At 69.3% G+C, this 26940-nt stretch carries 24 protein-coding genes and 1 pseudogene; 14 read left to right on the forward strand and 11 right to left on the reverse strand.

The genetic code is table 11. From position 1 onward, the window contains the following. Positions 1–248 precede the first annotated feature (248 nt). A complete protein-coding gene (locus AQJ67_RS27440) occupies positions 249–755 on the forward strand; it encodes a hypothetical protein (RefSeq protein WP_062721958.1) in 507 nt (168 codons plus the stop codon). On the opposite strand, the gene AQJ67_RS27445 is transcribed toward AQJ67_RS27440, so the two are convergent. Together AQJ67_RS27445 and mmpB are read right to left on the reverse strand one after the other, a co-directional pair. Further along, on the reverse strand, positions 724–1344 hold the full coding sequence (locus tag AQJ67_RS27445) for a Maf family protein (RefSeq protein WP_062721959.1): 621 nt from the start codon (positions 1342–1344) through the stop codon (positions 724–726). The two genes, AQJ67_RS27440 and AQJ67_RS27445, sit on opposite strands and share 32 nt — an antisense overlap. A 31-nt stretch (positions 1345–1375) precedes the next feature. Next, positions 1376–1504, reverse strand: coding sequence for a morphogenic membrane protein MmpB (gene mmpB, locus AQJ67_RS50240; RefSeq protein WP_093747104.1), 129 nt, complete (start codon positions 1502–1504; stop codon positions 1376–1378). A 120-nt stretch (positions 1505–1624) separates the two neighbouring features. Here mmpB and AQJ67_RS27450 point away from each other — a divergent pair, with 120 nt between their 5' ends. Next, on the forward strand, positions 1625–2836 hold the full coding sequence (locus tag AQJ67_RS27450) for a GDSL-type esterase/lipase family protein (RefSeq protein WP_062721960.1): 1212 nt from the start codon (positions 1625–1627) through the stop codon (positions 2834–2836). Positions 2837–2850: 14 nt separating this feature from the next. Here the strand turns inward: AQJ67_RS27450 and AQJ67_RS27455 are convergent, their stop codons facing one another. Next, positions 2851–3060, reverse strand: a complete 210-nt coding sequence (locus AQJ67_RS27455) for an acyl-CoA carboxylase epsilon subunit (protein ID WP_062721961.1) — start codon at positions 3058–3060, stop codon at positions 2851–2853. Positions 3061–3077: 17 nt separating this feature from the next. Further along, positions 3078–4691 carry an acyl-CoA carboxylase subunit beta gene (locus AQJ67_RS27460; RefSeq protein ID WP_062721962.1) on the reverse strand — a complete coding sequence of 538 codons (1614 nt, stop codon included), beginning with the start codon at positions 4689–4691 and terminating at the stop codon, positions 3078–3080. A gap of 110 nt (positions 4692–4801) precedes the next feature. Here AQJ67_RS27460 and AQJ67_RS27465 point away from each other — a divergent pair, with 110 nt between their 5' ends. Both AQJ67_RS27465 and AQJ67_RS27470 read left to right on the forward strand, forming a co-directional pair. After that, a complete protein-coding gene (locus AQJ67_RS27465; protein WP_062721963.1) occupies positions 4802–5662 on the forward strand; it encodes a biotin--[acetyl-CoA-carboxylase] ligase in 861 nt (286 codons plus the stop codon). 113 nt (positions 5663–5775) lie between these two features. Continuing rightward, complete coding sequence (locus AQJ67_RS27470; protein ID WP_062721964.1) at positions 5776–6909, forward strand: adenylate/guanylate cyclase domain-containing protein; 1134 nt, start codon at positions 5776–5778, stop codon at positions 6907–6909. Between the two features lie 106 nt (positions 6910–7015). Here AQJ67_RS27470 and AQJ67_RS27475 read toward each other — a convergent pair whose 3' ends face one another. After that, positions 7016–7633, reverse strand: a complete 618-nt coding sequence (locus AQJ67_RS27475) for a hypothetical protein (protein WP_062721965.1) — start codon at positions 7631–7633, stop codon at positions 7016–7018. Positions 7634–7848: 215 nt separating this feature from the next. Between AQJ67_RS27475 and AQJ67_RS27480 the strand changes: the two genes are divergently transcribed. From AQJ67_RS27480 to hutH, 4 genes and pseudogenes are all read left to right on the forward strand, one after another. Further along, positions 7849–8655, forward strand: a complete 807-nt coding sequence (locus AQJ67_RS27480) for an enoyl-CoA hydratase/isomerase family protein (protein WP_062721966.1) — start codon at positions 7849–7851, stop codon at positions 8653–8655. Between the two features lie 107 nt (positions 8656–8762). Continuing rightward, positions 8763–9908: a GGDEF domain-containing protein gene (locus AQJ67_RS27485; RefSeq protein WP_062721967.1), complete on the forward strand. Its 1146-nt coding sequence runs from the start codon at positions 8763–8765 to the stop codon at positions 9906–9908. Next, a pseudogene (locus AQJ67_RS50785) lies at positions 9818–10015 on the forward strand (cobyrinate a,c-diamide synthase); the annotation flags it as partial. The gene AQJ67_RS27485 and the pseudogene AQJ67_RS50785, both read left to right, overlap by 91 nt. A gap of 261 nt (positions 10016–10276) precedes the next feature. Continuing rightward, positions 10277–11815 carry a histidine ammonia-lyase gene (gene hutH / locus AQJ67_RS27490; RefSeq protein ID WP_062721968.1) on the forward strand — a complete coding sequence of 513 codons (1539 nt, stop codon included), beginning with the start codon at positions 10277–10279 and terminating at the stop codon, positions 11813–11815. 55 nt (positions 11816–11870) lie between these two features. Here hutH and AQJ67_RS27495 read toward each other — a convergent pair whose 3' ends face one another. After that, a complete protein-coding gene (locus AQJ67_RS27495; RefSeq protein ID WP_208615052.1) occupies positions 11871–12632 on the reverse strand; it encodes a hypothetical protein in 762 nt (253 codons plus the stop codon). 42 nt (positions 12633–12674) lie between these two features. After that, positions 12675–12971 carry a hypothetical protein gene (locus AQJ67_RS27500; protein WP_062722078.1) on the reverse strand — a complete coding sequence of 99 codons (297 nt, stop codon included), beginning with the start codon at positions 12969–12971 and terminating at the stop codon, positions 12675–12677. A 151-nt stretch (positions 12972–13122) separates the two neighbouring features. Here AQJ67_RS27500 and AQJ67_RS27505 point away from each other — a divergent pair, with 151 nt between their 5' ends. Both AQJ67_RS27505 and AQJ67_RS27510 read left to right on the forward strand, forming a co-directional pair. Further along, positions 13123–13476 carry a hypothetical protein gene (locus AQJ67_RS27505; RefSeq protein WP_062721970.1) on the forward strand — a complete coding sequence of 118 codons (354 nt, stop codon included), beginning with the start codon at positions 13123–13125 and terminating at the stop codon, positions 13474–13476. Between the two features lie 220 nt (positions 13477–13696). Then, a complete protein-coding gene (locus AQJ67_RS27510; RefSeq protein WP_062721971.1) occupies positions 13697–14947 on the forward strand; it encodes a L,D-transpeptidase in 1251 nt (416 codons plus the stop codon). Between the two features lie 540 nt (positions 14948–15487). Here the strand turns inward: AQJ67_RS27510 and AQJ67_RS27515 are convergent. Beyond that, a complete protein-coding gene (locus AQJ67_RS27515; RefSeq protein ID WP_062721972.1) occupies positions 15488–15781 on the reverse strand; it encodes a DUF397 domain-containing protein in 294 nt (97 codons plus the stop codon). Then, a complete protein-coding gene (locus AQJ67_RS27520; RefSeq protein ID WP_208615053.1) occupies positions 15753–16616 on the reverse strand; it encodes a helix-turn-helix domain-containing protein in 864 nt (287 codons plus the stop codon). The genes AQJ67_RS27515 and AQJ67_RS27520 overlap by 29 nt, the downstream gene beginning before the upstream one ends. 119 nt (positions 16617–16735) lie before the next feature. Here AQJ67_RS27520 and AQJ67_RS27525 point away from each other — a divergent pair, with 119 nt between their 5' ends. Both AQJ67_RS27525 and AQJ67_RS27530 read left to right on the forward strand, forming a co-directional pair. After that, positions 16736–16945, forward strand: a complete 210-nt coding sequence (locus tag AQJ67_RS27525; RefSeq protein WP_062721973.1) for a hypothetical protein — start codon at positions 16736–16738, stop codon at positions 16943–16945. Then, complete coding sequence (locus AQJ67_RS27530) at positions 16942–17310, forward strand: ATP-binding protein (protein WP_062721974.1); 369 nt, start codon at positions 16942–16944, stop codon at positions 17308–17310. Before AQJ67_RS27525 ends, AQJ67_RS27530 begins: the two co-directional genes overlap by 4 nt. Here AQJ67_RS27530 and AQJ67_RS27535 read toward each other — a convergent pair. Continuing rightward, positions 17295–21779 (reverse strand): nSTAND1 domain-containing NTPase, encoded by a 4485-nt coding sequence (locus AQJ67_RS27535; protein ID WP_063807375.1) that lies wholly within the window; start codon positions 21777–21779, stop codon positions 17295–17297. The genes AQJ67_RS27530 and AQJ67_RS27535 overlap by 16 nt on opposite strands. A 508-nt stretch (positions 21780–22287) precedes the next feature. On the opposite strand from AQJ67_RS27535, the gene AQJ67_RS27540 reads away from it, so the two are divergent. Together AQJ67_RS27540 and AQJ67_RS27545 are read left to right on the forward strand one after the other, a co-directional pair. Then, a complete protein-coding gene (locus tag AQJ67_RS27540; protein ID WP_062721976.1) occupies positions 22288–25557 on the forward strand; it encodes a S8 family peptidase in 3270 nt (1089 codons plus the stop codon). Between the two features lie 62 nt (positions 25558–25619). Further along, on the forward strand, positions 25620–26390 hold the full coding sequence (locus tag AQJ67_RS27545; protein WP_062721977.1) for a group II truncated hemoglobin: 771 nt from the start codon (positions 25620–25622) through the stop codon (positions 26388–26390). 21 nt (positions 26391–26411) lie between these two features. Here the strand turns inward: AQJ67_RS27545 and AQJ67_RS27550 are convergent, their stop codons facing one another. After that, positions 26412–26795, reverse strand: coding sequence for a VOC family protein (locus tag AQJ67_RS27550; protein WP_062721978.1), 384 nt, complete (start codon positions 26793–26795; stop codon positions 26412–26414). Positions 26796–26940 lie beyond the last annotated feature (145 nt).

The following is a 26940-nucleotide window of genomic DNA, read 5'->3' on the forward strand; positions in this document are numbered from 1 at the left end:
ACCTGCGAAATCCCATGTCGCGCCCCGGCACGCAGGTCTCTCCCGGAAAACCCTAGCCCTCCGCTGTGGTCAAGGTCTCTGTCATCACGTGCTGCGGGCCACTCGGTTTCTTTGTGGAATCCCTACGAATGGCCCAATGATTCTTTGCCGGCGCCCGAACCCTTGTCCCGGGGTTTACCCGTTAGTAGCGTTCGCGATGTCTCGTCCGTACTTGGAGTAACAGAGCGCTCGGAAGTAGGTGGGGGCCGGTGGTGCGCAGGCCGGTGGCGTGGGTGGTGGCGGTGGTGCTCTTCGTCGAAGGGCTCGGCGTCGCGGCGCTTCAGTGGTTCCTCGGTGTCGTCGTCGACCGTCAGGACATGTCCCTGGCGGGCCTCGACCCGGACGTGATGTCGCTGTCCTCGAAGATCGGCGGGGTCGTCTTCGGCGCCTATTTCGCGCTGTGCGGGCTGGTCGCCCTGCTCGTGGCCCTGCGGGACCGCGCCCCGGCCGGCTTCGGGCGCATCCTGCTGATCAGCGCAGCCGTGGTGCACGGGCTGCTGGGCGCGTTCGCCTGGGGGCTCGTGGGCTGGACGGCGTTCCTGCTCATGGTCGTCGTGCTGGGCCTGATAGTGCTGCTGCTCATGACGTACGACGCCCAGGCCGCACCCGGCTCCGCGGAGCCCGCCGACGCCGCCCCCGACGGGGGCGCGGGCGGCGGCGGTTCCCCGGCGGGCGGCTCCCCGGTCAGCTCTCCGCCGGCGCCCACAACTCCGTGATGCCGATGCCCAGTTGCCCCAGCAGTCGTCGCACCAGCGGCAGGCTGATGCCGATCACATTGCCGTGGTCGCCGTCGATGCCGTCGATGAACGGGGCCGAGCGGCCGTCGAGGGTGAACGCTCCGGCGACGTAGAGCGGTTCGCCCGAGGCGACGTACGCGGCGATCTCCTCGTCGGTCGGCTCGCCGAACCGGACGACCGTGGAGGCGGTGGCGGAGGTGTACCGGCCGGTCACGGTGTCGTAGACGCAGTGGCCGGTCTGGAGCGTGCCCGCCCGGCCGCGCATCGACTTCCAGCGCGCCGTGGCCTCCTCGGCGTCGGCCGGCTTGCCCAGGGCCTGTCCGTCCAGGTCGAGGACCGAGTCGCAGCCGATCACGATCGCGCCCTTGACCTCGGGCCTGGCCGCCACGACGGAGGCCTTCGCCTCGGCGAGGGCCAGCGCCAGGTCGGCGGGGGTGGGTGCGGTGACGGCTTCCTCGTCGACGCCGCTCACGATGACCTCGGGGTCCAGGCCGGCCTGGCGCAGCAGGTTGAGCCGGGCGGGGGACTGGGAGGCCAGGACGAGTCGGCGGCGGGGCTGATCAGTCATGCGGCCAGCGTATCGGCGCGCCCGGCCGGGCTCACCTCAGCCCGAGCACGATCATCGTGAGCACCATGGCCAGCGCCATGAGAACGCCCAGCCGCCGCAACATCTCCTGCATGTCGCGCAGTTCTTTGGGCGGCTCGTTCTCGGGGTCGGACCACAGCATGCCTTCCATCGTCGGCCGGGGGTCCGCGGCGGCGCCTGAGTACGCATACTCAACTTTCCAGTAAACGGTGCTACTGTTCCATTAGCTAAAGGGTCCATAGTTCCATTTGGAGGATGTGCCGTGTTCACCGCGTCCTGGATCGCGTCACCTCAGCTGCCCAGCGAGGGCTTCACGCCCAACTGGTCCCGCGAGGGCTTCTGGCGCCAGTCACTGCGGCAGGTCGTACGGCTGTCGGCGGGAGGTGGCCGCGTGCGGGTGCGGCTGTCCCACGCGTACGGGGCCTCGCCCGTCCGGATCGCGGCCGCGAGCGTCGGGCGTACGGCCGCGGGGGCCGCCGTGGAGCCGGGCTCGCTCGTGCGGCTGACCTTCGGGGACGCGGCGGACGCGGAGATACCGGCGCGCGGGGAGCTGGTCAGCGATGACGTCCCGCTCGCCGTCGCCGCCGGGGAATCGGTGACCGTCACCCTGTACTTCGACACCACCACCGGCCCCGCGACCTTCCACGCCCAGGCCTTCACCCCCGGCTACCGGGGCGAGGGCGACCTGTCGGGGGCCACGGGCGGCGAGGGCTTCGACGCCGCGACCGAGTCCTGGTACTTCCTGTCGGCGGTCGAGGTCGACTCCGGGCGCGGCGACGGCGTCGCGCTCTTCGGGGACTCGATCACGGACGGGTTCGGTTCGACGCCGGGCGCGGACCGGCGCTGGTCCGACGCCCTCGCCGACCGCACGGGGCGGCCCGTCCTGAACGCGGGGATCGGCGGGAACCTGCTGCTCAACGACTCCGCCTGGTACGGCGACGGCGGCGTCCGCCGGTTGCGCCGGGACGTCCTCGACCGGCCCGGCATTGACACGCTCGTCGTGCTCCTCGGGCTGAACGACATCGGCTTCAGCGAGACCGACGAGCAGCCGACGTACAAGCCGGCGCCGGTGGTGGAGGCGGGGGAACTCATCGCCGGGCACCGGGAGTTGATACGGCAGGGCAGGGCGGCGGGGCTGAGGGTCGTCGGGGCGACTCTGCTGCCGTTCGGGGGCTCGGACCACTGGGGGGAGCGGGCGGCCAAGGTGAGTCACGAGCTGAACGAGTGGATCCGCTGCTCGGGGGAGTGCGACGGGGGGTACGACGTGGTGGTGGATCTGAACCGGGCGCTGGCCGATCCTGAGGACCCGGATCGGCTGCGGCCGGCGTACGACCTCGGCGATCACTTGCACCCCAATGATGTGGGGTACGGACTGATGGCCGAGGTCGTGGCGCGCCGTTTGCAGCCGCGGGCCGATGGGGGCTGTCGCGCCCGCGCGGCGGAGCCGCATATCGATACAGCCCCGCGCCCCTGAAAGGGGCGCTTTTGCTAGCTGGGCCAGTAAGTACGGGCCCATGTCGTCGGCCCAGGCTGCGGCAGCCGGTGTGTGGCGATGCGGGACGGGTCCGACCACCCGTCCCGCGGCTTGGGCGCGCCGGACGGCGTGGCTGCCGCCGCCGCGGCGCGGGCGCGGACCACCGCCAGGGCGGCGGCCAGCTCCTCCGGTGTCGGGTTGCCCCGTATGACCTTGATGTTCATGACGGCTCCCAACAGGCCTAGAGGGGGATGTTGCCGTGCTTCTTCGGAGGCAGGGATTCCCGCTTCGTACGCAGTTGACGCAGGCCGCGCACGACATGGCGGCGGGTGTCGGACGGCATGATCACCGAGTCGATGTAGCCGCGCTCGGCCGCGATGTAGGGGTTGAGGAGCGTGTCCTCGTACTCCTGGATCAGCCGGGCGCGCACCGCCTCCAGGTCCTCGCCGTTCGCCTCCGCCTCGGCGATGGTGCGGCGGTGCAGGATGTTGACCGCGCCCTGGGCGCCCATGACGGCGATCTGGGCCGTGGGCCAGGCGAGGTTGATGTCGGCGCCGAGGTGCTTGGAGCCCATGACGTCGTAGGCGCCGCCGAAGGCCTTGCGGGTGATGACCGTGATCAGCGGGACGGTCGCCTCGGCGTAGGCGTAGATCAGCTTGGCCCCGCGGCGGATGATGCCGTCGTGCTCCTGGTCGACGCCCGGAAGGAAGCCGGGGACGTCGACGAAGGTGATCACCGGGACGTTGAAGGCGTCGCAGGTGCGCACGAAGCGGGCGGCCTTCTCGCTGGCCTGGATGTCGAGACAGCCGGCGAACTGCATCGGCTGGTTGGCGACGATCCCGACCGGACGGCCCTCGACCCGGCCGAAGCCGGTGAGGATGTTCGGCGCGAACAGCGGCTGCGTCTCGAAGAACTCGGCGTCGTCCAGGACGTGTTCGATCACCGTGTGCATGTCGTACGGCTGGTTCGCGCTGTCCGGCACGATCGTGTCCAGCTCGCGGTCCTCGTCGGTGACGGCGAGGTCCGCCTCCTCCGGGAACGCCGGGGCCTCGGACAGATTGTTGGACGGCAGGTACGACAGCAGCTGCTTGACGTACTCGATGGCGTCCTTCTCGTCGCCGGCCATGTGGTGCGCCACACCGGAGGCGGAGTTGTGGGTGCGGGCGCCGCCCAGCTCCTCGAAGCCGACGTCCTCGCCGGTGACCGTCTTGATGACGTCCGGGCCGGTGATGAACATGTGCGAGGTCTGGTCGACCATGATCGTGAAGTCGGTGATGGCGGGGGAGTACACCGCACCGCCCGCACACGGGCCGACGACCAGGCTGATCTGCGGGATGACACCGGAGGCGTGCGTGTTGCGGCGGAAGATCTCGCCGTACGCGCCCAGCGAGGCCACACCCTCCTGGATGCGGGCCCCGCCGGAGTCGTTGATGCCGATGACCGGGCAGCCGGTCTTCAGCGCGAAGTCCATGACCTTGACGATCTTCTGGCCGTAGACCTCGCCCAGCGCACCGCCGAACACGGTGAAGTCCTGGGAGAACACGGCGACGGGGCGGCCGTCCACCGTGCCGTACCCGGTGACGACACCGTCGCCGTACGGGCGGTTCTTCTCCAGGCCGAAGTTGGTGGAGCGGTGCCGGGCGAACTCGTCGAGCTCGACGAAGGAGTCCTCGTCGAGGAGGAGCTCGATGCGCTCACGGGCCGTCAACTTGCCCTTGGCGTGCTGCTTTTCGACGGCGCGAGCGGAGCCGGCGTGCGTCGCTTCCTCGATACGGCGCTGGAGATCCGCGAGCTTGCCCGCGGTCGTGTGGATGTCGATCCCTGGGATCTCGTGACGCTCTTCCGGCTCGGACATCGGGATGGCGCTCCCTGCCTGCTCAAAAGGGGGGACGGTTACTCATCCGTAGAGTAGTGGGGGCCCTACGAAACAGCAGTGCGGCGTTTCACACACCTAGGGTGGCTTGCATGACGCCGCGAGATGCATCAGACGACAGCCGTTGGTCCGACCTGGACCGTCCGCCGCTGAACGCCGCCGCGCTGCGGCGCGGCCTCGTGCGGGAGGGCGGGCTGTGGCGCGAGGTGGAGGTCGTGCAGAGCACCGGCTCCACCAACACCGACCTGGTGGCCCTGGCGACCGCGGGCAAGGCCGCCGAGGGCGCCGTCCTCGTCGCCGAGGAGCAGACGGCCGGCAAGGGCCGCCTGGACCGCCAGTGGACGGCGCCGGCCCGCTCCGGACTGTTCTTCTCCGTGCTCCTGAACCCGGCCGAGGTCCCGGCGGCCCGCTGGGGCTGGCTCCCGCTGCTCACGGGCGTCGCCGTCGCGACGGGGCTGTCCCGTGCCGCGGGCGTCGACACGGCACTCAAGTGGCCCAACGACCTGCTGGTGACCGTGGGCGGCGAGGAACGCAAGGCCGGCGGCATCCTGGCGGAGCGGGCCGCGGACGCGGGCGTCGTCATCGGCGTCGGCATCAACGTCACCCTGCGTGAGGACGAGCTGCCGGTGCCCCAGGCGGGCTCACTGGGCCTCGCCGGAGCCGTCAGCACCGACCGCGATCCGCTGCTGCGGGGCATCCTGCGCTCGCTGGAGGAGTGGTACGGGCGCTGGCGGGCCGCCGCCGGTGACCCGGTGGTGAGCGAGCTCCAGGAGACGTACGCGGCGGGCTGCGCGACGCTGGGGAGGGTCGTACGGGCCGAGCTGCCGGGAGACCGGTCGATCACCGGCGAGGCCGTCGCGATCGACGGTGACGGGCGATTGGTGCTGGCCACCGGGGAAGGCGTGCAGGAACCCGTGGGCGCGGGGGACATCGTGCACCTGCGGTCGGCATGAGTTCGGTGGGCGTGAGTTCGACTCCCCGGCCTTCCGGAGTGAGGTGGCACACACCTGCCGTAAAGTGAAGGCCGGTCGATTACTGACCGCGGCAGATCGGAAGGGCAGCAGGCGTGACCGTCGACGACACGGGCTCCGGCACGGGCGCGGACGGCCGGGTGGACCCCCATGCCGCCGAACCAGGCGAGGACAATCCACTCGCCCTGCGCCTCGAAGGGCTCATTCTCGGCGCCGAGCGGCGCTACACACCGTTTCAGGCGGCCCGCAGCGCCGGTGTCTCCATGGAGCTGGCGTCCCGCTTCTGGCGGGCCATGGGCTTCGCCGACATCGGGCAGGCCAAGGCGCTGACCGAGGCCGACGTACTGGCGCTCCGGCGCCTCGCCGGTCTCGTCGAGGCGGGGCTGCTCAGCGAGGCCATGGCCGTGCAGGTCGCCAGGTCCACCGGACAGACCACCGCCCGGCTGGCCGAGTGGCAGATCGACTCCTTCCTGGAGGGCCTGACCGAGCCACCGGAGCCGGGGATGACCCGGACCGAGGTGACGTACCCGATCATCGAGCTGCTCCTGCCCGAGCTGGAGGAGTTCCTCGTCTACGTCTGGCGCCGCCAGCTCGCCGCCTCCGCCGGCCGGGTCATCCAGGCCGCCGACGACGAGGAGATGGTCGACCGGCGCCTGGCCGTCGGCTTCGCCGACCTGGTCGGCTTCACCCGGCTGACCCGCCGCATGGAGGAGGAGGAACTCGGCGAACTCGTCGAGGCCTTCGAGACCACGGCGGCGGACCTGGTGGCCGCGCGCGGCGGCCGGCTGATCAAGACGCTCGGTGACGAGGTCCTGTACGCGGCCGACGACGCGGGGGTCGCCGCGGAGATCGCCCTGCGGCTCATCGAGACGATGGCGGGCGACGAGACGATGCCCGAGCTGCGGGTCGGCATCGCGTTCGGCACGGTGACCACGCGCATGGGCGACGTGTTCGGTACGACCGTGAACCTCGCCTCCCGGCTGACGTCGATAGCTCCGCGTGACGCCGTGCTCGTCGACAGCGCGTTCGCCGAGGAACTCATCCGAACGGGTGAGGCGCCGGCGTCGGAGGCGGAGGCGGCCGAGGCGGCTGCCGCTGCCGAGAAGGAGGGGGAGGAAGCGCCGGTGTATCGGTTCGCGTTGCAGCCGATGTGGCAGCGGCCGGTGCGGGGGTTGGGCGTGGTGGAGCCGTGGTTGTTGACGCGGAGGGCTGCCGCCGGGGGCGAGTGAGCGCCGTCGGGGTGGCGGTGGTTCTTTCGGGTGCGAGTGCGTTGTGGCTGGTCGCGCCCACGCGGCGGAGCCGCATATTGATACAGCCCCGCGCCCCTTGGGGGTTTTAGTCGCCGTTTGTCACGCGGTCCACGCACAGGCCGATGATCGGTACGCAGACTGGGTCCTTGGCGGGGGGATCCGGCTGGGGGGTCGGCGGGTTTGCCGTCGGTTGGCTGGGGGGCGGGGTTGGTCGGGAGACCTCGTCGGTCGGTGCTGGCGGGCTGGGTTTCGGAGGGACCGCCGGCGTCGTGGCGGGGCTTTGTGGTGCGCTCGGGATCGTGGTCGGTACGACGATCGTCGTCGCTGTCGGTGTCGCGCTCAGGCCGCCCATGGCCGAGGTCGCGGACGGGCTCGTGGTCGGGACGGTGGCTGCGGCGTTCGCCGAGCGGTCCGTGTCCGTGTTCGCGCCCGTGTCCGCGGCTGTGTCGGTGATCGTGTCGGAGTCCGGGGCGGGCTCCGTTTCCGTTGCACCGAGGCCGGTGACCTCCGCGTCCGGGGTCAGGCGTACGAGGCTCAGTGCACCGGCCGCCAGGGCGAGGCCGCCTGCCGCCAGGAGGACCTTGCGGGGGCGGGGGCGGCGGTGGCGGCCTCGGGAGCCGAAGAGGCGGGTGCCGGTCTGGCCGTCCTCATCGACCGCCTCCGCTTCTGTCGTTCTCGTCGCTGTTCTCGTCGTTCCGCTCATCACGACCCCTCCCCGCCCGCTCGCGCCCCCGACACGCCGTGGCTCGCGCACGCTATGCGCCGGCGTCGGCGGTATGCCGGGAGTTGGGGGTGATGTCACTCGAACGGGGTGTCGGGGCTCGACCCGGGGATCGCTGACGGTGGCTCTTTCCCCGGAGGGGCCCGGCTGCGATGATCGGGGCGAGTGTTGTTAACCCGCGTTAACCGGAGGGTGTCATGAGCGAGGAGCGGTACGGGGAGTTCGTGCTGGTGCGGCGGCACGCTGACGGCGTCGGGCATGTTGCGGAACTCGTCCTCGACCGGCCCAAGGCCATGAACGCCGTCTCGACGGAGATGGCCCGTTCGATCGCGGGGGCGTGTGCGGCGCTCGGTGCGGACCGTGACGTACGGGTGGTGGTGCTGACCTCGACCCATGAACGGGCGTTCTGTGTGGGGGCGGATCTGAAGGAGCGGAACTCGTTCAGTGACGCCGATCTGGTGCGGCAGCGGCCTGTGGCGCGGGGGGCCTACACGGGGGTGCTGGAGCTGCCGGTGCCGACGATCGCGGCGTTGCACGGATTCGCGTTGGGGGGTGGCTTCGAGCTGGCCTTGTCGTGCGATGTGATTGTGGCGGACCGTACGGCCGTGGTGGGGCTGCCCGAGGTGTCGGTCGGGGTGATTCCGGGCGGCGGGGGTACGCAGCTGCTGCCGCGGCGGGTGGGGGCCGCGCGGGCGGCCGAGCTGATCTTCACCGCGCGGCGGGTCGAGGCCGTCGAGGCGCGGGAGCTGGGGCTGGTCGACGAGCTGGTCGAGGCGGGGCGGGACCGGGAGGAGGCGCTGGCGCTGGGGGCCCGGATCGCCGTGAACTCGCCGGTGGGGTTGCGCAATGCCAAGCGGGCGCTGCGGCTCGGGCACGGGCTGGATCTGCGGGCCGGTCTTGAGGTCGAGGACTCGGCGTGGCGGGCCACGGCGTTCTCGGGGGACCGGGCGGAGGGGGTGGCGGCGTTCAACGAGAAGCGGAGGCCGCAGTGGCCGGGGGAGTAGAGGGGCGCCGATGCCTGTGCCGGTGACCTCCCGGTCGTCCGGGCCGTGATCTCCCCGTTCGCCACACCAACGTCCCAAATCGGGGTAAAACTCCCTAGCCTGGAGTGATGGGTGAGGACAGACGGCTCGCGGCCGTGGTGGCGCTGGCGCAGGGGATGGCGGCGGCGCACACCCCGCGTGAGTCCTGGCGGGCGGCGGCGCTCGGGGCGTGTCGGGCGTTGGCCGGGAGTTTTGCCGCGCTGTCGGTGTGGGAGCGGGAGCTCGGGCGGTTGCGGGTGCTCGTGAACGTGGGGGACCGCGCGGAGGGCGAGGAGGAGTTCCCGGGGGACGAGGCCTATCCGGTGCATCAGTTCCCGGAGATCGCCGAGTTCCTGCACGAGCGGTGGGCCGCCGGGGGTGAGCCCAACGCCTGGGTGGAGACGGCCGAGGGGCCGGCGACCGGGCATCCCGGGTACTGCCATCAGCGGGTCGCCGCTCTTCGGCGGCGTGGGCGGGGGTGCTGTGTGGTCGCGCCGCTCGTGCTGCACGGGCGGGCCTGGGGGGAGCTCTATGTCGCCCGTCCCGCCGGTGCGCCCGTCTTCGACCGGGGGGACGCCGATTTCGCCACCGTGCTCGCCTCCGTGGTGGCGGCGGGGCTTGCGCAGAGTGAGCGGCTGGAGGAGGCGCGGCGGTTGGCGTTCACCGACGCGCTGACCGGGCTGGCGAATCGGCGGGCCGTCGATGTGCGGTTGGAGGAGGCGGTCGAGCGGCATCGCAGTGAGGGGGTCGTGGTCAGCCTCGTCGTCTGTGACCTCAATGGGCTCAAGCGGGTCAACGACACTCAGGGGCATGCGGTCGGGGATCGGCTGTTGGAGCGGTTCGGGTCGGTGCTGTCGGTGTGCGGGGCCATGTTGCCGGGGGCGTTGGCCGCGCGGCTCGGGGGGGACGAGTTCTGTCTGCTGGCCGTGGGGTCGGCCGCGGACGAGGTGGTGAAGGCCGCTGATGAACTGTGTCGGCGGGCGGGGGAGTTGGAGTTGGGGGAGGGGGTCGCGTGTGGGGTGGCTTCCACCGAGGACGCGATCGGGGTGGTGCGGTCCGCGCGGCGGTTGTTCCGGTTGGCTGATGCCGCGCAGTACCGGGCCAAGGCCGTGCGGGCCGGGCGGCCTGTGGTGGCGGGGCGGGAGGGGCCGGACGATCCTGTGGTGCGGCTCGCCGACGAGCCCTTCGGGGAGGGGAGCGCGGAGCGGCGCCGCTTCCGTGGCCGGCTGCCGTGAGTTCCTCGCCCCCGCCGCCCCTACCCGTCCCATCCCTGGGGGCTGCGCCCCCAGACCCCCCTGATCGGCCCTGCGGGCCTCGTCCTCAAACGCCGGACGGGCTGAAGATGTCTGGGCCGGCGTAGCCCTCTGCGGGTGGGTGGGGGTTGGGGCGGTGGTGGTTCGTCCTCAAGCGCTGGACGGGCTGGAGGTGCCTGGGCGGCGGAGCCGTAAGGGGCGCGGGGAACTGCGCGAGCGGCCACGATGCCGCCGCGGACGAGGCACGACACAGCGCGGCACTACAAGCGGGGCGTGCACGCTGTAAGGGGTGTACGGCCCACCCACTAGTGACATCTTCGTCTTCACTGCGTACGCTCCTGAATATGGATATGCACACTGTGGTGGTGGGGACGTCCGGGGTCACCGCGTCCGACGTTCTTGCCGTGGCGCGGGGCGGAGCCCGGGTCGAGTTGTCCGGCGAGGCCGTCGCGGCGCTCGGTGCGGCGCGGGAGGTCGTGGAGGCGCTGGCCGCCAAGCCGGACCCCGTCTACGGCGTCTCCACCGGCTTCGGGGCCCTGGCGACCCGGCACATCAGCCAGGAGCTGCGGGCCCAGTTGCAGCGGAACATCGTTCGTTCGCACGCCGCCGGGATGGGGCCGCGGGTGGAGCGGGAGGTCGTACGGGCGCTGATGTTCCTGCGGCTCAAGACCCTCTGCTCGGGGCACACGGGCGTGCGGCCCGAGGTCGCGCAGACCATGGCCGACATCCTCAACGCCGGTATCACCCCCGTCGTCCACGAGTACGGCTCGCTGGGCTGCTCCGGTGACCTCGCTCCCCTGTCGCACTGCGCCCTCACGCTGATGGGCGAGGGGGACGCCGAGGGGCCGGAGGGGGACGTGAGGCCCGCCGGGGAGTTGCTCGCCGAGCATGGCATCGCGCCGGTCGAGCTGCGTGAGAAGGAAGGGCTCGCCCTCCTCAACGGCACCGACGGCATGCTCGGGATGCTCGTCATGGCCCTCGCCGATCTGGACCTCCTCTACAAGTCCGCCGACGTCACCGCCGCGCTGAGCCTCGAAGGGCTCCTCGGCACCGACAAGGTGCTCGCCCCCGAGCTGCACGCCATCCGGCCGCACCCGGGGCAGGGCGCCTCCGCCGCCAACATGCTGGCTGTGCTGAAGGGTTCGGGGCTGACCGGGCATCACCAGGACGACGCGCCGCGCGTGCAGGACGCGTACTCCGTACGGTGCGCTCCGCAGGTCGCCGGGGCCGGGCGGGACACCTTGGCGCACGCGAGGGTCGTCGCGGAGCGGGAGCTGGCCTCGGCCGTCGACAACCCCGTTGTGCTGCCTGACGGGCGTGTCGAGTCCAACGGCAACTTCCACGGGGCGCCCGTCGCCTACGTCCTCGACTTCCTCGCCATCGCCGTCGCCGACCTCGCCTCCATCGCCGAGCGGCGCACGGACCGGCTGCTGGACAAGAACCGCAGCCACGGGCTGCCGCCGTTCCTCGCCGACGACGCGGGTGTCGACTCGGGCCTGATGATCGCCCAGTACACCCAGGCCGCCCTGGTCAGCGAGTTGAAGCGGCTGGCCGTGCCCGCGTCCGCCGACTCCATTCCGTCCTCCGCCATGCAGGAGGACCACGTCTCCATGGGCTGGTCGGCCGCGCGCAAGCTCCGTACCGCCGTCGACAACCTCACGCGTGTGCTCGCCGTCGAGCTGTACGCCGCCACCCGGGCCATCGAGCTGCGGGAGGGGCTCGCCCCCGCGCCGGCCTCGCAGGCCGTCATCGACGCCGTACGGGCCGCCGGGGTCCAGGGCGCCGGACCGGACCGGTTCCTGGCGCCCGACCTCGCTGCGGCCGACGCGTTCGTGCGCGGCGGGGAGTTGGTCGCGGCGGCGGAGAAGGTCACCGGGCCGCTCCAGTGACGCGAGAGGGGCCCTGCCGTACGGCCGACAGGGCCCCCGATGCGGTCGGAACGGGTTACTTCAGCTTGGCGGCCTGCGCCTCGATGAGGGCGGACGGGACGTCGTACGCCTTGTCGGTCATCATCAGACCGAGGTTGATCGTGTAGTACGTGGCGATGGTGCTGCCGTGCCGCACCACCTCGACGTGCGTGGTGCCCACGTCGCCGTCGTTGTCGCTCACCGCGGCGAACGCCACCGACTCGTCACCGGCCCCGGACGCCTTCTCCGAGGTGATCTTGGTGAGCTTCTGGTCGGCGCCCTGCATGACGACGGGGAAGCCGCCGGAGCAGCTCTTCACCGCGTCCGACACGGACTTGAAGGTGTCCTCGGCGCCGGAACCGTCGTACGACGACAGGCCCACGACCGTCATGTTGAGGCTCATCGCGTCGGTCAGCGAGTCCTCGATCTCGCCCTCGGTCAGGTCCTCCAGCGACTTGGAGGCACTGTCGGTGGGCTTCTTCTTGTCCTCGGTGGTCATCACGGCCGTGTTCGAGGCCGCGTCACCCGGCGCCAGACCGCCCATCGCGTAGGCGAGCGGCGCGCACTTCTCGTCGCTGCTCTTGACCTGGTCCTTGGACTTCGGCAGCTGCTTGCCGGAGGCGTCCACCTTGTAACCGTCGACATCGCCCTGAGCGATGATCGACTTCTTCAACTCCGCGGCCGAGAGCGCCTTCGCGTCGGAACCGCCGGAGTCACCCCCGCAACCCGTGACAAGGGCGAGCGACAGCGCGCTCACGGCAACCGTGGCGGCTACACGCACGCCCGATGATCTCTTCATGGGCGGACTATGAAGCCCGGGTGAAGGGAGCGTCAAGTTATTTCAAAAACCGAGACGTTCCCGGCGAACCGAATACGCGACGAAGCCCGCGCCCAGCGCGAGGGAGACGGTCCCGCCGACGATGTACGGCGTGGTGTCGAAGCTGCCGGTGTCGGCGAGCCGGGTGCCGTTCGCGGTGGTGTCCCGCGTGCCCTCGGACGTGACCCGCGCCTGCTGGGTGACCTGTGACGTGGGGCTCGCCGAAGGCTCTGCTCTGGCCGGATCGTCGCCCGTCGCGTTCGCGGAGGGCACGAACCACAGGGCGCCCAGCAGGGCTCCCGCGGCGGTGGCGGTCAGCAGCGATCGGCGTGCGGTGGACGACGATCGGTGAGCGGCGGACACGGAATATCGATCCCCTTGTGGCGCTGGCGAATTGGCCGTGTGGGGCGATGTTAGTGAAAGTCGCGGGTCACGGGAAAGTCACGGGAGAAAAGGGCCGTACGCTCCGGGCATGAGCACTCCAGAAACCTCACGTTTTGTACGGCTTCGCGTGGAACTCGTCCTCGAAGTGGACGACCAGGACGCCGTCACCAAGGCCGCGCTGCGGCGGATCGCCGACGACACGACCGTGCCGGACGACGAGCGGACCCACGCCGAGGCCGCTGTGACGGAAGACACTGCGGAGGCCCTCGCCTATCTCGTCGACCCGTTCGACCTGGTCAGCGAGGTACCCGGGGTCGACCTCGCGCAGGCCTCCTGGTCCAGCGAGCACGTCGAGTACGACCCGGATTCGCCCGAGTGGGACCTCGACGAGGATGATGAGGGCGAGGACTTCGACGGCGAAGGGGCCGGGCGGGCCGGCTGAGGCTTCTTGGGGAAATCGTGACCCCGGGCGGCAACCGCCGCCCGGGGTTTCGTCGTCTCATGGGGCGCACTGACCGACACCCGCACCACCGGCCTCGAAGGCGTGGTGTGCCCCACACGTGCATGGGATGTGGAACGGGACGAACCGGTCGTAGCGTTGAAGATCCTTGACGGGGACTCTCGGGCGTTTTGGGGATTCGGGAACAATGGAGAAGCGTGTGATGACGAACAGTAAGCGGCGCAAGGGCCTGACGGTCGCGTCCGCACTGCTCGGCGGTGTCCTGGTGCTCTCGGCCTGCTCCGGCGGCGACGACAGCGCCTCAGGCAGCGACGGCGGGGACAGCTCGCAGTCCAAGGTCGACGAGGCGGCGGCCAAGGAGACCTCCGCGGCGCAGATCAAGATCACGCCCGAGGACGGCACCGACAACGCCTCCATCAACAACTCCGCCGCCGTCACCGTGAGCAAGGGCACGCTCACCGAGGTGACGATGACGACCGCCGAGGGCGCCGTGGTCGAGGGCGCGATATCCGCGGACAAGACCAGCTGGAAGCCCAACGCCCAGCTGGAGCGCTCCACGACCTACAAGGTCGCCGTGACCGCGAAGGATGCCAAGGGCCTGGAGGCCCACGAGAACGCCTCCTTCACCACGGTCTCCCCGAAGAACAGCTTCCTCGGCTACTTCACGCCGGAGGACGGCTCCACGGTCGGCGTGGGCATGCCGGTCTCGATCAACTTCGACAAGTCGATCACCAACAAGGCGGCCGTCCAGAAGGGCGTCACCGTCACCTCGACCAGCGGCCAGGAAGTCGTCTGCCACTGGTTCAACGACACCCGCATGGACTGCCGGCCCGACGAGTACTGGAAGGGCGGCTCGACCGTCACCCTGAAGATGGCCCTGGACGGGGTCGAGGGCGCCGACGGTGTCTACGGCGTCCAGGAGAAGACGGTCACCTTCAAGATCGGCCGCAACCAGATCTCGTACGTCGACGCGAAGACCAAGCAGATGAAGGTCACGCAGGACGGCAAGACCATCAAGACCATCCCGATCTCCGCGGGCTCCCCGGAGAACACGACCTACGAAGGCGTCATGGTGATGTCCGAGAAGTTCAAGGAGACGCGCATGAACGGCGCGACCGTGGGCTTCACGGACGACGACGGCAAGGGCGAGTACGACATCAAGGACGTGCCGCACGCCATCCGTCTGTCCAGCTCCGGCACCTTCATCCACGGCAACTACTGGGGCGCGAAGTCCATCTTCGGCAGCGTCAACACCAGCCACGGCTGCGTGGGCCTGTCCGACACCAAGGGCGCCAACGACAAGGGCACCGCGGGCTACTGGTTCTACAACAACTCGATCGTCGGCGACGTGGTGGTCGTCGAGAACACCGGCGACAAGACCATCGCCCCGGACAACGGCCTCAACGGCTGGAACATGGACTGGGCGCAGTGGAAGGCCGGTTCGGCGGTCTGACGGCTGCTGGGGCAGGGGGCGCCCTGGGGCGCTGACATGAGCTGATGAAGGCGGCCACCCGATCGGGTGGCCGCCTTCAAGTTTCGCTTCGCACAAGGGAGTTGCCGGTAAAGTCCGGCATGTGACGCGCCTTCGGGTGCGCCTCCCTTGTTCCGGGCCCCTCCCCATCGGGGCCCGGCCCGAAGCGGGGCGGTTCCGGGCAATGAAAAAGGCCGCCTCCCTATGGAAAGGGAGGCGCACCCTGTGGGACGTCATGCCAAGCCAAAACCGACTCTCGTGTGCCGGATCATCCGGTGCCTGCCGGAAAGGTGGGCCAAGCACGTGAGGAGGTGGTGGCTCTGGCTGCTCGCCAGGTAGCGGGAGGCCCCCAGCCAAATTAGGGGCCTTCCACCAAAGCGCCTGTTGAGCTGAAGCCCCTGTCACGGTGCCCGCCGTGGCGGGGGCTTCTTCCATCTAGGAAAGTACACCGTCGGTACTCGCCGCAAGCCTGACTCGGCCGCGTGCGCTCGGACTCGTCAAGGAGGGGTGAGGTGGGGGAGTTCAGAGCGGCCGTACGTCGCCCTTGAGCCCGGTGACGAAGGGGGTCCAGGCGTGGGCGGTGAGGAGCAGGGCCGGGCCGTCGGGGGCCTTGGAGTCGCGTACGGGGACGAGGCCGGGGATGTTGTCGGCGACCTCGACGCAGTCGCCGCCGCTGCCGTTGCTGTAGCTCGACTTGCGCCAGAGGGCGGCGCCGGGGAAGTCGCTGGCGATCTCGACGCAGTTGCCGCCGCTTTCGTTGCTGTAGCTGCTCTTGAACCAGAGAGCGTCACTCAAGTCGATCCGGTTGCTTGCCATTTCGGTAATCCTCTGCCGCAGCCTTGATCATGGCGAGGGACGTGTCTGGTGACAGCGCGACGGCCCTGAGCCGATCGTATGCCTTGCGGTACTGGTCCACGAAGACTGGATCATCGATGGTGTCACCGGTGTAGGACGCCTCGGTGTACACCAGCGGCGGCGCGTCCGGAAACGTCATGGTCATGACCGAGGCGGCCATCAGGGGGTACGCCCTCTGCTTCCGCGGAATGATCTGCGGAGTGATCCGGCGTCGGTCCGCCAACTCCGCAATGTGGTCGAGCTGCGTGGCCATGTCCTGGTTCTCCAGGAACGGTTCGGTGATCAGCGACTCGTGCAGGATCACCCAGTACTCCGGATTGTGGTGGTCCGCCTCGAAGAGATCGGCGCGCGCCATTCGGGCGTTGACCTTCTCCTCCACCTCGGTGTCGAGGGAGAGCGGGAGACCTGCCAGGATGACGGCCCGCGCGTAGGCCGGAGTCTGAAGCAGCCCCGGCAAGAGCGTGGGGCACCACTCCTCGATGGTGAGGGCGTGCTTCTCCGCCTCCAGGACCTTCTCGAAGTACCCGGCGTGCCCCGCCCGCCGCGCCTTCCGAACATCCTCGCAGTTCCGCTCGAAGTAGCCGTCAGTCCTCAGCACCCGATCCACATGCCGAGCCAGATCCAACGGCATCCGCCGCTCCCCGCGCTCGATGTCGCTGAGGTACGTCTTGCCGTAGAAGCTGCCTTCGAGCAGCCCCTCCAGGGACAGCCCTGCCGCTTCCCGCTTCCACCTCAACTCCTTGCCGTAGAACGTCGGGACGCTCATCGAGCCGTCAATGTCCTTGCGCTGTGCCATCGTTCACCTTCCGCAGCCCAGCTCGCGAACGCGAAGCCTCTTTTACGGTAGCCAGCCACACGCCAATCTGTGAGCGATTCGTCACTGAACGCAACGAGCCACAGAAAGGCCCTCACTCGATGCCCACCCCCTGCGACACGACCCTCTGCGCGGAGGAGCTCCGCGCCGCCCTCGCCCTGCGCGGCATCACGCTCCCCTCACTCCGAGCGGACCTGCCGACCTTCGCGGGCTCCTACTCGCCCCCCGCCGCCCTCGTCGCGCTCGGGAACTGCAACACCGCGACCGCCCGCGCCCTGGCCGCCGTACTCCGTGAGGCGGCCGAACGGTGACCTTCGAGCTGAGTCTCCTCGCCACCCCCAAGTCGGTGCCCGAACTGCGCCATCACCTCCGGCACCACAGCTTCGACGTCCGCCTGTGCGCGAGCGAGTTGCTGACGAACGTCATCGACCATCTCGGGGAGGGCACCCCGGTGACGGTCCGGGTTCTGGGCACGGGCAACGGGTGGACGCGGGTCGAGGTGACCGACCCGGAGCCGGGTTCCCGGCCGGTCCTGCTCCGGGCCACCCCCACGGACGAGTCCGGCCGTGGCCTTGCCCTCCTCGACGCGGTGGCCCGGCGTTGGGGCGTGGAACGGGAGGCGGGCCGTAAGACAGTCTGGTGCGAGCTGGGGGAATGCCTTCAGCGCTCTGTGTAAGCCGCGGAATCCGGGCACACCGGGTCGGATGCCTGGCTGTGCAGATACATGGACTGCTCGTCCTTGGTGAAATTCCGGTCGATGATTCGGCAGACGTTCCGGGCGATCTGGTCGGCTTCGGGGAGAGCCACATTCCACAGGCGTACGGTGTGGTCATCGTCAGCGGTGGCAAGGGTTTTGCCGTCTGGGCTGAAAGCCATCGCTGTCACCAGATCGGTGTGGCCCTTGAGAACGGCGCGGGAGCTACCGGATGCCACGTACCACAGGCGTACAGTCTCCTCGTCGCCGGCGGTGGCAAGGGTCTTGCCGTCCGGGCTGAACACCACCGTGGTCACGTCGGCCGTATGGCCCCTGAGCATGGTGCGGGACTGGCCCGAGGCCGCGTCCCACAGGCGTACGGTGCCGTCCTCGCCGCCGATGGCGATGATCTCGCCGTCGGGGCTGAACGCCATGGAGTTCAGCCCGAGGGGATCCGTTACCAGGTGCCGCGACTTTCCGGTTGTCATGTCCCATAGCTTCACGGTGCCGTCGCCGTCGCCGTCGCCGTCGCCGGTGGCGAGGGTTTTGCCGTCTGGGCTGAACATCATCGTCCCCTCAACGGCATCCTTCAGCGTGAACCGTGACTTGCCGGTGGCCACATCCCAAATTCTCAGATCGTCCTCGCTTTCACTGACTACACCGAGGCTCTTTCCATCAGGGCTGAACGCCACCCAGGCCGCGGAGGCGTTGTCGCTGTGGAAGGAGGCGCGGGTCTGGCGGGAAGCCGTATCCCATAGCCGCACGGTACCGGCGTCGTCGCCGAACGCGAGTGTCTTGCCGTCCGGGCTAAATATCATGAAGTCAAGCGAGTCGTAATCCGCCGTCTTGTACAGAGGTCTTCCGGAGGTCGCGTCCCACAGCCGCACAGCGCCGTTACGGTCGTCGGTAGCGAGTGTTTTTCGGTCTGGGCTGAAAGCAGCCAAGTACCAGTCGCTGCCGCTGTGGTTGTCAAAGGGATCAAGGGGGTCAATGGGATCCGCCAACGTGTACGGGGGCTTGCCAGAAGTCACGTCCCACAGATCATCGGTAATGCCGACGTTGGGCTGCGGGTTATAGAGCTCCTCCATCGTTCCGGTCGCGAGGGTCCTGCCGTCGGGGCTGAACGTCAGGGAGTTTACAAACTGGTCACTTCTGAGAACGTGCCGAGATTCGTGTGCGGTCATATCCCATAGCCGCACCTCGCCCCCCTCGCTCGTGGTGGCCAGGGTTTTTCCGTCAGGGCTGAACACCATCGAGTCCACCTCGCTGGTGTGGCCCTTGAGCGTGGCGCGGACTTCACCGGAAACGGTGTCCCAGAGCCGCACGCTGCCGTCGTCACTACCGATGGCGAGGGTCTTGCCGTTGGGGCTGTACTTCAGCACTTTCACATTGCCGCCGCCCTTGATCGTGCGTCGGGCCTTACCGGAAGCGATGTCCCACAGCTGGACGTTGTCATCCTCGCCGTCGACAGCGACGGTCTTGCCGTCGGGGCTGAACGCGATCGAAAACCCGTTGACAGGGAAACGCTTGCCCTTGGGGCGGAACTCGCCAGAATGCATGACCCATAGCTGCACGGCGGTGTCACTCTCGTCGTCCGGATCAAACACGAGGGTGGCGAGGCTCTTGGTGGCAGGACTGAAGGCCACGCGGTAGACATGGCGACCGGGGCTATGAAGTCTGGCGCGGATTGCTCCGGAGGCCACATCCCACAGTTCTGCGTCGCCGTTCTCATTGCCGTATGCGACGGTCTTGCCGTCAGGGCTGAACACCGTTGATCCCGTGACCTTATAGGTGAGACCCCGTGTGGTGCGGGAACGTCCGGAAGCCGCATCCCACACCCGCAGCGTGCGGCCGGCAGCGCCGAAGTTGACGGTGGCGAGAGTATTTCCATCGGAACTGAACGCCATCGCGTACGGGTGGTCGTCGTCTCCTCGGAACGTGGCGCGGGATTTGCCGGAGAGTGGATCCAGCAGCTCTACGCGTCCCGTGACGTCGTTGATGCCGGTGGCGAGGGTCTTGCCGTCATGACTGAACGCAACCTCGGAAATCCTGCCGTCGCCGGGCGCGGTGAGTATGCGTCGCAACGGAATGTCCGCGACCGCGTAGAGAGCGCCCTTCGCCTCATCGGTAGGGCTCAGCCTGTACGCCTTGACCGCCAGCAGGGAAGCCAGGTCAGGATCCGTGCTCAGCCGGTTGGTCGATTCGGCTGCGATCTGCCGTGACTCTGCGGCGAGTTGTCGTGATTCCGCTTGCTGCTGCGCGGCAATGGCATTCTGCCGCGAGACGAAGGCCACCCCCGCCGCGATCAGGGCGAGGGCGAGCGCGCCGGCGAGGATGGCGTTGAAGCGCCGGGTGCGGCGGAGCGCGGCGTTCTGGTGTTGTTCGCTCGTGGTCAGGAGCGCGGCGACGTCCTGCGGGAGTGAGCGCTTGCGGTGCCACTCAAGCCCTTCGCTCAGGAGGCTTCCGTCCAGCAGGTCTCCGGGAAGCTGTTTCTGAGCGTGCAGTTTCGCCTGTTCTGTGGCGCGGTCCAGCCAGACCTGGAACTGGCGGTCCTCGTCGACCCAGTCGCGCAGTTCGCCCCAGTCGCGGATGAGGGCATCGTGGATGAGCTCCGCCGCCGGTTCGCCGGGACTCTGTCCGGGTTTCGGCATGGTGCCGATGGCGATCATGCGGTGGCTGGTCAGGGCGGCCAGCACCTTGTCGAAGTCGGCCTCGGGAGCGGGTTCCCCGGCTTCGGGGACTGGGGGTGGTGCCTCGGCGGAGCTGGTCTCGGGAGCGGGTTTCTCGGGCTTGGGGGCCGCTGCCAGCGCGCGTAGTCGGGTGAGGGGGACCTGACGGCGTGTCGCCGGGATGCCGTTGGCGTCGTCCGCGGGCCGTACGAGCGCGGTCAGGATCCTCTGGGCCATCGCGCCCTGGGCGTCGTTCTCCAACTCGTCGATGGCGCCGTTGCACCAGTTCTTCAAGGCGCCGGTCACGGTGCCGAGATCGCGATAGCCCTGGCGCGTGAGGCGGCCGTCGTGCTCGTCGAGCTTTTCGCACAGTTGGCTCAGTGCCAGCTCCAGGGGCGGGAGCAGAGTGACCGGCACCTGGTCGTTGGCGGTACCGGCGGTGTGGAGGATGTCCCGGACGATCAAGTCCGCCAAGCCGCTCTCGACGCCGATGCCGACCTCGTTGGCGGGCCCGGTGATGATCTCTTCGAGCTCCTCGGTGGTCAGCGTCCGGGGGACGTTGACCAGGCCGGGCAGCACGGTGTTCATGAGGTCGGGGGCCAGGGCCTCAAGGGGGGCGTAGAAGTCGTTGCGCATGATCAGGATCAGGCTCACGGGCACGCGTGAGCGGATCAGTTCGACGAGTTGACCGGCGACAGCCGTACGTCTGTCGGAGGCGGGGGCTCCCTCTGCCGGCGTCGGCTGCTGGGTGAGCAACTCCTCGAACTGGTCGATGACCAGGACCAGACGAGCGCAGCCCTCATCCGCCAGACGGCGTTTGACCGCGGGCAGAATGCCGTCGGTGGCGGCCCCGGGCAGTCCGGCATCCTCAAGTGCGGTGAGCAGGTCCTGGTTTGGCCGGGCGACCACGTGTGACCACTGGGCACTGCCTGGGATGCCTCCCTTGACCAGGGCAGGGAGCACTCCGGCGTTGATCAAGGAGGACTTGCCGGCGCCCGATGGGCCGAGGAGCAAGAGCGCGCGAGGGTGCTGTTCCAGGGCTGCCGTCACGATCCGCACAGCGGAGTCCCGGCCTTTGAACAACTTCGCGTGTTCCGCGTCGAACGATTCCAGCCCCCGGTAGGGAGGCACCTGGGTCCAGACCAACTCCGGGCACACCTTGCGCAGTTCATCGGTGGGCGTGCCGTAGGCCATGTTCTGCCCTCTGGAGTGGGCGTCCGTCGGGGTGATCGAGTTGACCATGGCGATCACCAGACCCGTGTGCTCGTCCACGACCGGTCCACCGCTGAACCCGGTCGTCAGGCTGTTGCCGTCGGACAGCTGCAACAAGTCGCCCACACCTTCGGAGTGGGTCACGTCACCGGCCTTGGCATAGCCGTAGTGGCCGTCCGCTATCGCCTGGGAGGGGAACCCGAACGAGAACACGTCATTGCCTTGACGCCCCCGCGCCGACCTCATCGGCAACGGCACGGCACCCGGCAGGGCACTCTCCAGCCGTACGACAGCGATGTCCTCCGCCTCCGATGCCCGCCACCGGTCGGCCAGCACCAGCCCGGTCCTCTCGGGCTGGTCCGGCAGATGAGGGAAGGCGAGGCGCACCTGCCCGTCGGGGCCCTGCCCGGCGGCCTCCACGACGTGCGCACAGGTGACGACCAAGTCCTCATGGACCAGAAAGCTCGCGCCGGCGACACTGCCGTCGGCCTTGAGGACCTTGGCAGTGGCGGCCCTCACGGCCTCACGACCACTGCCACTTCCCCACACCGGACCCTCCGCCGCCGTCACGTCCCCGTCCTCAACCGGAGGTGTCAACGTCGGTCCCCCTGTTCTGCCACAGCTGCGGTACACGCAGCAATCCCTGCATCAACTTGCCTTGCCTCAGGCCTAGTTCACATCAAGAGATGCCACCTTCAACCATGTACGCACATGGTGTCCGTCAGCTCGTGAGGCAGCTGATTTTCACCGGAGCACCACATCTGGAGGCTCCGGCCGCTGACAGCGCGGCCACGTTCCTCACCCGCGGCGCATCAGTGTCAAGGAAAACGCAGGAGCGTAACTTGAGCGATGTGTAACGGAGTTCTCGCCGCCGCGTAACAGTTGACCGGCGGGCTTCTTACCCTCTTCTCATCTATTGAGGCCCCTGATCACCCCTCGGCATACTGCGTATTCCGGGGGGTGACGTGTAATGCGTACGTGACCTCCCCCTGCCGGGTGAAGGGGAATTCGCCCGGACCATCTGCAAGGGGGAATCTTGCGCAGACAACTCAAAAGCGTATGTGCGGCCTCCGTCGCCATGGCGGCCGCCGTGGCCCTCGCCTCGGGAATGACCAGCCCGGCGTCGGCCGAACCGGAGCAGAGCGCCTCCGGCACCGCTCACTCACCCGCCTCCCCCCACCGCGTCACCCTGATCACGGGTGACCGGGTCGCCGTCGACTCCAAGGGCCGGGTGGTCGGCCTGGAGCGGGCGAAGGGGCGCGGGCACATACCCGTCCAGATCCGCGAGATCCGCGGGCACACCCTCGTGATCCCGGCCGACGCGGCCCGGCTGGTCGCGGCGGGCAAGCTCGACCAGCGGCTGTTCGACCTCACCGAACTGACCAGGTCCGCGATCCGTACCTCCCAGGCCAAGGGCCTGAAGGTCATCGTCGGCTACAAGGGCGCCGCCACCGGCGCCAAGGCGGACGTCCGCGACGCCGGCAAGCTGCGCCGGACCCTGACGTCCCTGAACGCGGACGCGGTACAGACCTCGCAGCGGGACACGCCCGATCTGTGGGACGCGCTCACCAACGGTGACCGGACCGCCTCCGGCATCGCGCACGTCTGGCTCGACGGCGTCCGCAAGGCGAGCCTCGACACGTCAGTGGCCCAGATCGGCGCCCCCAAGGCGTGGTCGGCCGGCTACGACGGCAAGGGCGTCAAGATCGCCGTCCTGGACACCGGGGTCGACGCGACCCATCCCGACCTCAAGGACCAGGTCGTCGCCGCCAAGAACTTCACCCCTGCCGCCACCGCGCAGGACAAGTACGGGCACGGCACGCACGTCGCGTCCATCGCGGCGGGCACCGGCGTCAAGTCGGGCGGCAAGTACAAGGGTGTGGCACCCGGCGCCGACCTCATCAGCGGCAAGGTCCTCGACGACGACGGCTTCGGCGACGACTCCGGCATCCTCGCCGGCATGGAGTGGGCCGCCGAGCAGGGCGCCCAGGTCGTCAACATGAGCCTGGGCGGCGCCGACACCCCGGAGACCGACCCGCTGGAGGCAGCGGTCAACAAGCTGTCCGCCGAGAAGGGCATCCTCTTCGCCATCGCGGCGGGCAATGCCGGCCCGGAGAGCCTCGGTTCACCCGGCAGCGCGGAGGCCGCGCTCACCGTAGGAGCCGTCGACGACAAGGACGTGCTCGCGCCCTGGTCCAGCACCGGCCCCCGGCTCGGGGACGGCGCCGTCAAGCCGGACGTGACCGCGCCGGGCGTCGCCATCACGGCAGCGTCCGCCAAGGGCAGCCTCATCGAGCAGGAGGTCGGCGAGAACCCGCCCGGCTACCTGACCATCGAGGGCACGTCGATGGCGACCCCGCATGTCGCGGGCGCGGCGGCGATCCTCAAGCAGCAGCACCCGGACTGGACGTACGCCGAACTCAAGGGCGCGCTGACCGGGTCCGCCAAGGGCGGCAAGTACACGCCGTTCCAGCAGGGTTCGGGCCGTATCCAGGTCGACAGGGCCATCAAGCAGACCGTGATCGCCGAACCGGCGTCGGTGAGCTTCGGTGTGCAGCAGTGGCCGCACACCGACGACAAGCCGGACACCAGGAAGCTGACCTACCGCAACTTCGGCACCCAGGACGTCACGCTCGCCCTCGCCGTGACGGCCACGGACCCCAAGGGCCGGCCGGCTCCGGAGGGTTACTTCAAGCTGGGGGCGGCGAAGGTGACGGTTCCGGCGGGCAAGGAGGCCGCCGTCGACCTCACCGTCAACACCAGGCTGGGCGGCACGCTCGACGGCGCCTACTCCGCGTACGTCACGGCGACGGGCGGCGGGCAGAGCGTCCGTACGGCCGCCGCGGTGCAGCGCGAGGTGGAGTCGTACGACGTCACCGTCAAGCACATCGGCCGGGACGGCAAGCCGGCCTCCGAGTACGACACCACCCTGTTCGGGTACTCGGGCCTGGCGACGAACCTGGACCAGAAGGTGCCGGTGACCGAGTCCGGTATCACCAAGCTGCGGCTGCCCAGGGGCTCGTATCTGCTGAACGCCTACGTCGACAAGGACCCGGAGTCCTTCGAGGGCGGGCTCGACTGGCTGGTCCAGCCGAAGCTGGACCTCACCGGGAACACCTCCGTGACGATCGACGCCCGCACCACCAGGGCGGCCGACATCACCGTGCCGGACGCGCGGGCCAAGCAGGTGGCCGCCGGCGGTGACTACTTCTACGACCCGGCGGGCATCGGCCTCGGCATCAGCGTCGACACCTTCGCCAACCTGCGCATGGCACACGTCGGTCCGGCGGTCGCGAGCGGCCTGAGCCAGACCTGGAACGGCCAGTGGACCAAGGGCGCGGACACCGAGTACAACGTGGCCACGGTGGCCAGGGTCAAGAAGATCCAGGGCGACAAGGTCCGCCACTTCAAGGCGAGTGAGCTCGCCAAGGTGAAGAACGGCCTCGGCGCCGCGGCCCCCGGCAAGACCGGCGGGCTGCTCACCGCGGGCAGCTTCCCCGACGGCGGCATCGTCAGCGACCCGGTCGAGCAGAAGCTGCCGGGCACGCGGACGGTGTACCTGTCCACGTCCGACAAGATCCAGTGGTCGTTCGACTTCGAGCAGTACGCCGGCCGGGACGCGGACGGCCTCCCGGTGATCGACGCGTCCTACTCCCTGGGCGAGTCGCGGACCTACAAGGCGGGCCAGAGCTACTCCAACACCTTCAACACGGCGGTCTTCGGCCCGCGCGTCGACAAGGAGTACGGCCTCTTCCGTGAGGGCAACGACATCTACGGCCAGCTGCCGGTGTTCGCGGACGCCGGCAAGCACGCGGGCTCCTCGGTCTTCACCTCGGCGACCACGAGCCTGTACCGCAACGGCACCAAGATCGGCAGCTACGACGACACGGTGTTCGGCGGCGGGACGTTCAAGGTCCCGGCCGGGGACGCCGAGTACAGGCTGACGACCTCGGTCAAGCGGAGCGTCAAGGTCGCGGCCGCCTCCACGCGGATCGACGCGAGCTGGACCTTCCGCTCCAAGAAGCCGTCCACCGAGCAGGCGGTGCTCCCGGCCTCCACAGTCCGCTTCCACGCGAAGACGGGCCTGGACAGCCGGGTCGAGGCCGACAGGAAGGTGACGTTCCCGGTCACCGTCGAGGGCGCGGCGGCGGGCAGCAACCTGAAGTCGCTGCACGTGTACGTGTCGTACGACTACGGCCAGACCTGGAAGAAACTCGACGTCAGGAACGGCAGGATCACCGTGAAGAACCCGGCGAAGGGGAAGGCCGTCTCCTTCCACGCCAAGATCGCCGACAAGAAGGGCAACAAGTCGACGATCTCGATCTACCACGCGTATTACGGGAAATAGGCCGTCAGCGAACGCCCGCCGGAAGTGCAGCTTCCGGCGGGCGTTCGTGTTTCCGTGAGGCCATGACGGCTCACACGGTGGAATACATCCGGTACCGCATTCCCGAGCAGCAGTCGGCGGAGTTCCTCGCCGCCTACACCCGCGCCGCGGCCCAGCTGGCCGCGTCCCCGCACTGTGTCGACTACGAACTCGCACGCTGCGAGGACGACTTCGAGCACTACGTCCTGCGCATCACCTGGACCTCGACGCGGGACCACATGGAGGGCTTCCGGGAGTCGGAGCTGTTTCCCGACTTCCTCGCCGAGATCCGGCCCTACCTCCCGTACATCCAGGAGATGCGGCACTACAAGCCGACGACGGTCCGCGGCGCGGGCGCGTCGGTGCCGTCGCTGTACGCCTGGGCGGGCGGCGGGGCGGCCTTCGACCGTCTGACCTCGGTGTTCTACGACAAGGTCCGCAAGGACGACCTCCTGGCGCCGCTCTTCGCCGACCTGGACCCCGCCCACGCGGAACACGTGGCCCGCTGGCTCGGCGAGGTCTTCGGCGGCCCGCCCGGCTACTCCGAGACACAGGGCGGGCACGGCCACATGGTCGCCCGGCACATGGGCCGCGGCATCACCGAGCGCCAGCGACGCCGCTGGGTCGACCTCATCCAGGACGCGGCGGACGAGGCGGGGCTGCCGACGGACGCGGAGTTCCGCTCGGCGTTCCTGGCGTATGTGGAGTGGGGCACGCGGCTGGCCGTGTACTTCTCGGGGCCGGACGCGGTGCCGCCGGCGGAGCAGCCGGTGCCGCGGTGGAACTGGGGGGCGGCGCCGCCGTACCAGGGGTGACGTCCAGGGGTTGCGAGGGTGTCAGCCGCCACTGCCGTACGGCCTGGTGAGGATCTCCAGGTTGTGGCCGTTCGGGTCCTCGAAGTAGGCGCCGCGGCCGCCGTCGTTGTGGTTGATCTCGCCGGCGCGGCGGTGGTACGGGTCGGCCCAGTACGTCAGACCGGCCTCCCGGATCCGGCCGAAGATCGTGTCGAAGTCGTCCTCCGAGACCAGGAACGCGTAGTGCTGCGGCGTGATGGCGTCGGGGGAGTCCGCGTAGTCCAGGGTCACACCGTTCGGGATCTCGACCGGGATGAACGGGCCGTACTGCGGGCTCACCTCCAGGCCCAGGATGCCGGCGAGAAACCGGGCCGAGGCCTGCTTGTCGTGCGCGGCGACGATGGTGTGGTTGAGCCGGACGGTCATCGGGGCTGCCTCCTCGTGTGCACGGTTCGGACGGGCTCCTGATCCCACGCTAGGCAAGGGCCGTGGTGCGGCGCATCGGTCCTGGGTCGGGGGTGGTTCTACTGCCGCGGTACTCGGCCTCCCCGGAGTCGCGCGTTCCGCATGA

The sequence above is a fragment of the Streptomyces caeruleatus genome, from assembly GCF_001514235.1.
GTDB classification, from domain to species: Bacteria; Actinomycetota; Actinomycetes; order Streptomycetales; family Streptomycetaceae; genus Streptomyces; species Streptomyces caeruleatus.

Excerpts from the sequence above, each read along its gene's own strand:
- AQJ67_RS27465 (WP_062721963.1), top strand. The coding sequence starts at position 4,802 with ATGACGCCGCGAGATGCATCAGACGACAGCCGTTGGTCCGACCTGGAC.
- AQJ67_RS27525 (WP_062721973.1), top strand. The coding sequence starts at position 16,736 with ATGCCCACCCCCTGCGACACGACCCTCTGCGCGGAGGAGCTCCGCGCC.
- AQJ67_RS27545 (WP_062721977.1), top strand. The coding sequence starts at position 25,620 with ATGACGGCTCACACGGTGGAATACATCCGGTACCGCATTCCCGAGCAG.
- AQJ67_RS27505 (WP_062721970.1), top strand. The coding sequence starts at position 13,123 with ATGAGCACTCCAGAAACCTCACGTTTTGTACGGCTTCGCGTGGAACTC.
- AQJ67_RS27540 (WP_062721976.1), top strand. The coding sequence starts at position 22,288 with ATGGCGGCCGCCGTGGCCCTCGCCTCGGGAATGACCAGCCCGGCGTCG.
- AQJ67_RS27550 (WP_062721978.1), bottom strand. The coding sequence starts at position 26,795 with ATGACCGTCCGGCTCAACCACACCATCGTCGCCGCGCACGACAAGCAG.
- AQJ67_RS27480 (WP_062721966.1), top strand. The coding sequence starts at position 7,849 with ATGAGCGAGGAGCGGTACGGGGAGTTCGTGCTGGTGCGGCGGCACGCT.
- AQJ67_RS27460 (WP_062721962.1), bottom strand. The coding sequence starts at position 4,691 with ATGTCCGAGCCGGAAGAGCGTCACGAGATCCCAGGGATCGACATCCAC.
- AQJ67_RS27445 (WP_062721959.1), bottom strand. The coding sequence starts at position 1,344 with ATGACTGATCAGCCCCGCCGCCGACTCGTCCTGGCCTCCCAGTCCCCC.
- AQJ67_RS27475 (WP_062721965.1), bottom strand. The coding sequence starts at position 7,633 with ATGAGCGGAACGACGAGAACAGCGACGAGAACGACAGAAGCGGAGGCG.
- AQJ67_RS27485 (WP_062721967.1), top strand. The coding sequence starts at position 8,763 with ATGGGTGAGGACAGACGGCTCGCGGCCGTGGTGGCGCTGGCGCAGGGG.
- AQJ67_RS27510 (WP_062721971.1), top strand. The coding sequence starts at position 13,697 with ATGACGAACAGTAAGCGGCGCAAGGGCCTGACGGTCGCGTCCGCACTG.
- AQJ67_RS27520 (WP_208615053.1), bottom strand. The coding sequence starts at position 16,616 with ATGGCACAGCGCAAGGACATTGACGGCTCGATGAGCGTCCCGACGTTC.
- hutH (WP_062721968.1), top strand. The coding sequence starts at position 10,277 with ATGCACACTGTGGTGGTGGGGACGTCCGGGGTCACCGCGTCCGACGTT.
- mmpB (WP_093747104.1), bottom strand. The coding sequence starts at position 1,504 with ATGCTGTGGTCCGACCCCGAGAACGAGCCGCCCAAAGAACTGCGCGAC.
- AQJ67_RS27515 (WP_062721972.1), bottom strand. The coding sequence starts at position 15,781 with ATGGCAAGCAACCGGATCGACTTGAGTGACGCTCTCTGGTTCAAGAGC.
- AQJ67_RS27455 (WP_062721961.1), bottom strand. The coding sequence starts at position 3,060 with ATGAACATCAAGGTCATACGGGGCAACCCGACACCGGAGGAGCTGGCC.
- AQJ67_RS27495 (WP_208615052.1), bottom strand. The coding sequence starts at position 12,632 with ATGAAGAGATCATCGGGCGTGCGTGTAGCCGCCACGGTTGCCGTGAGC.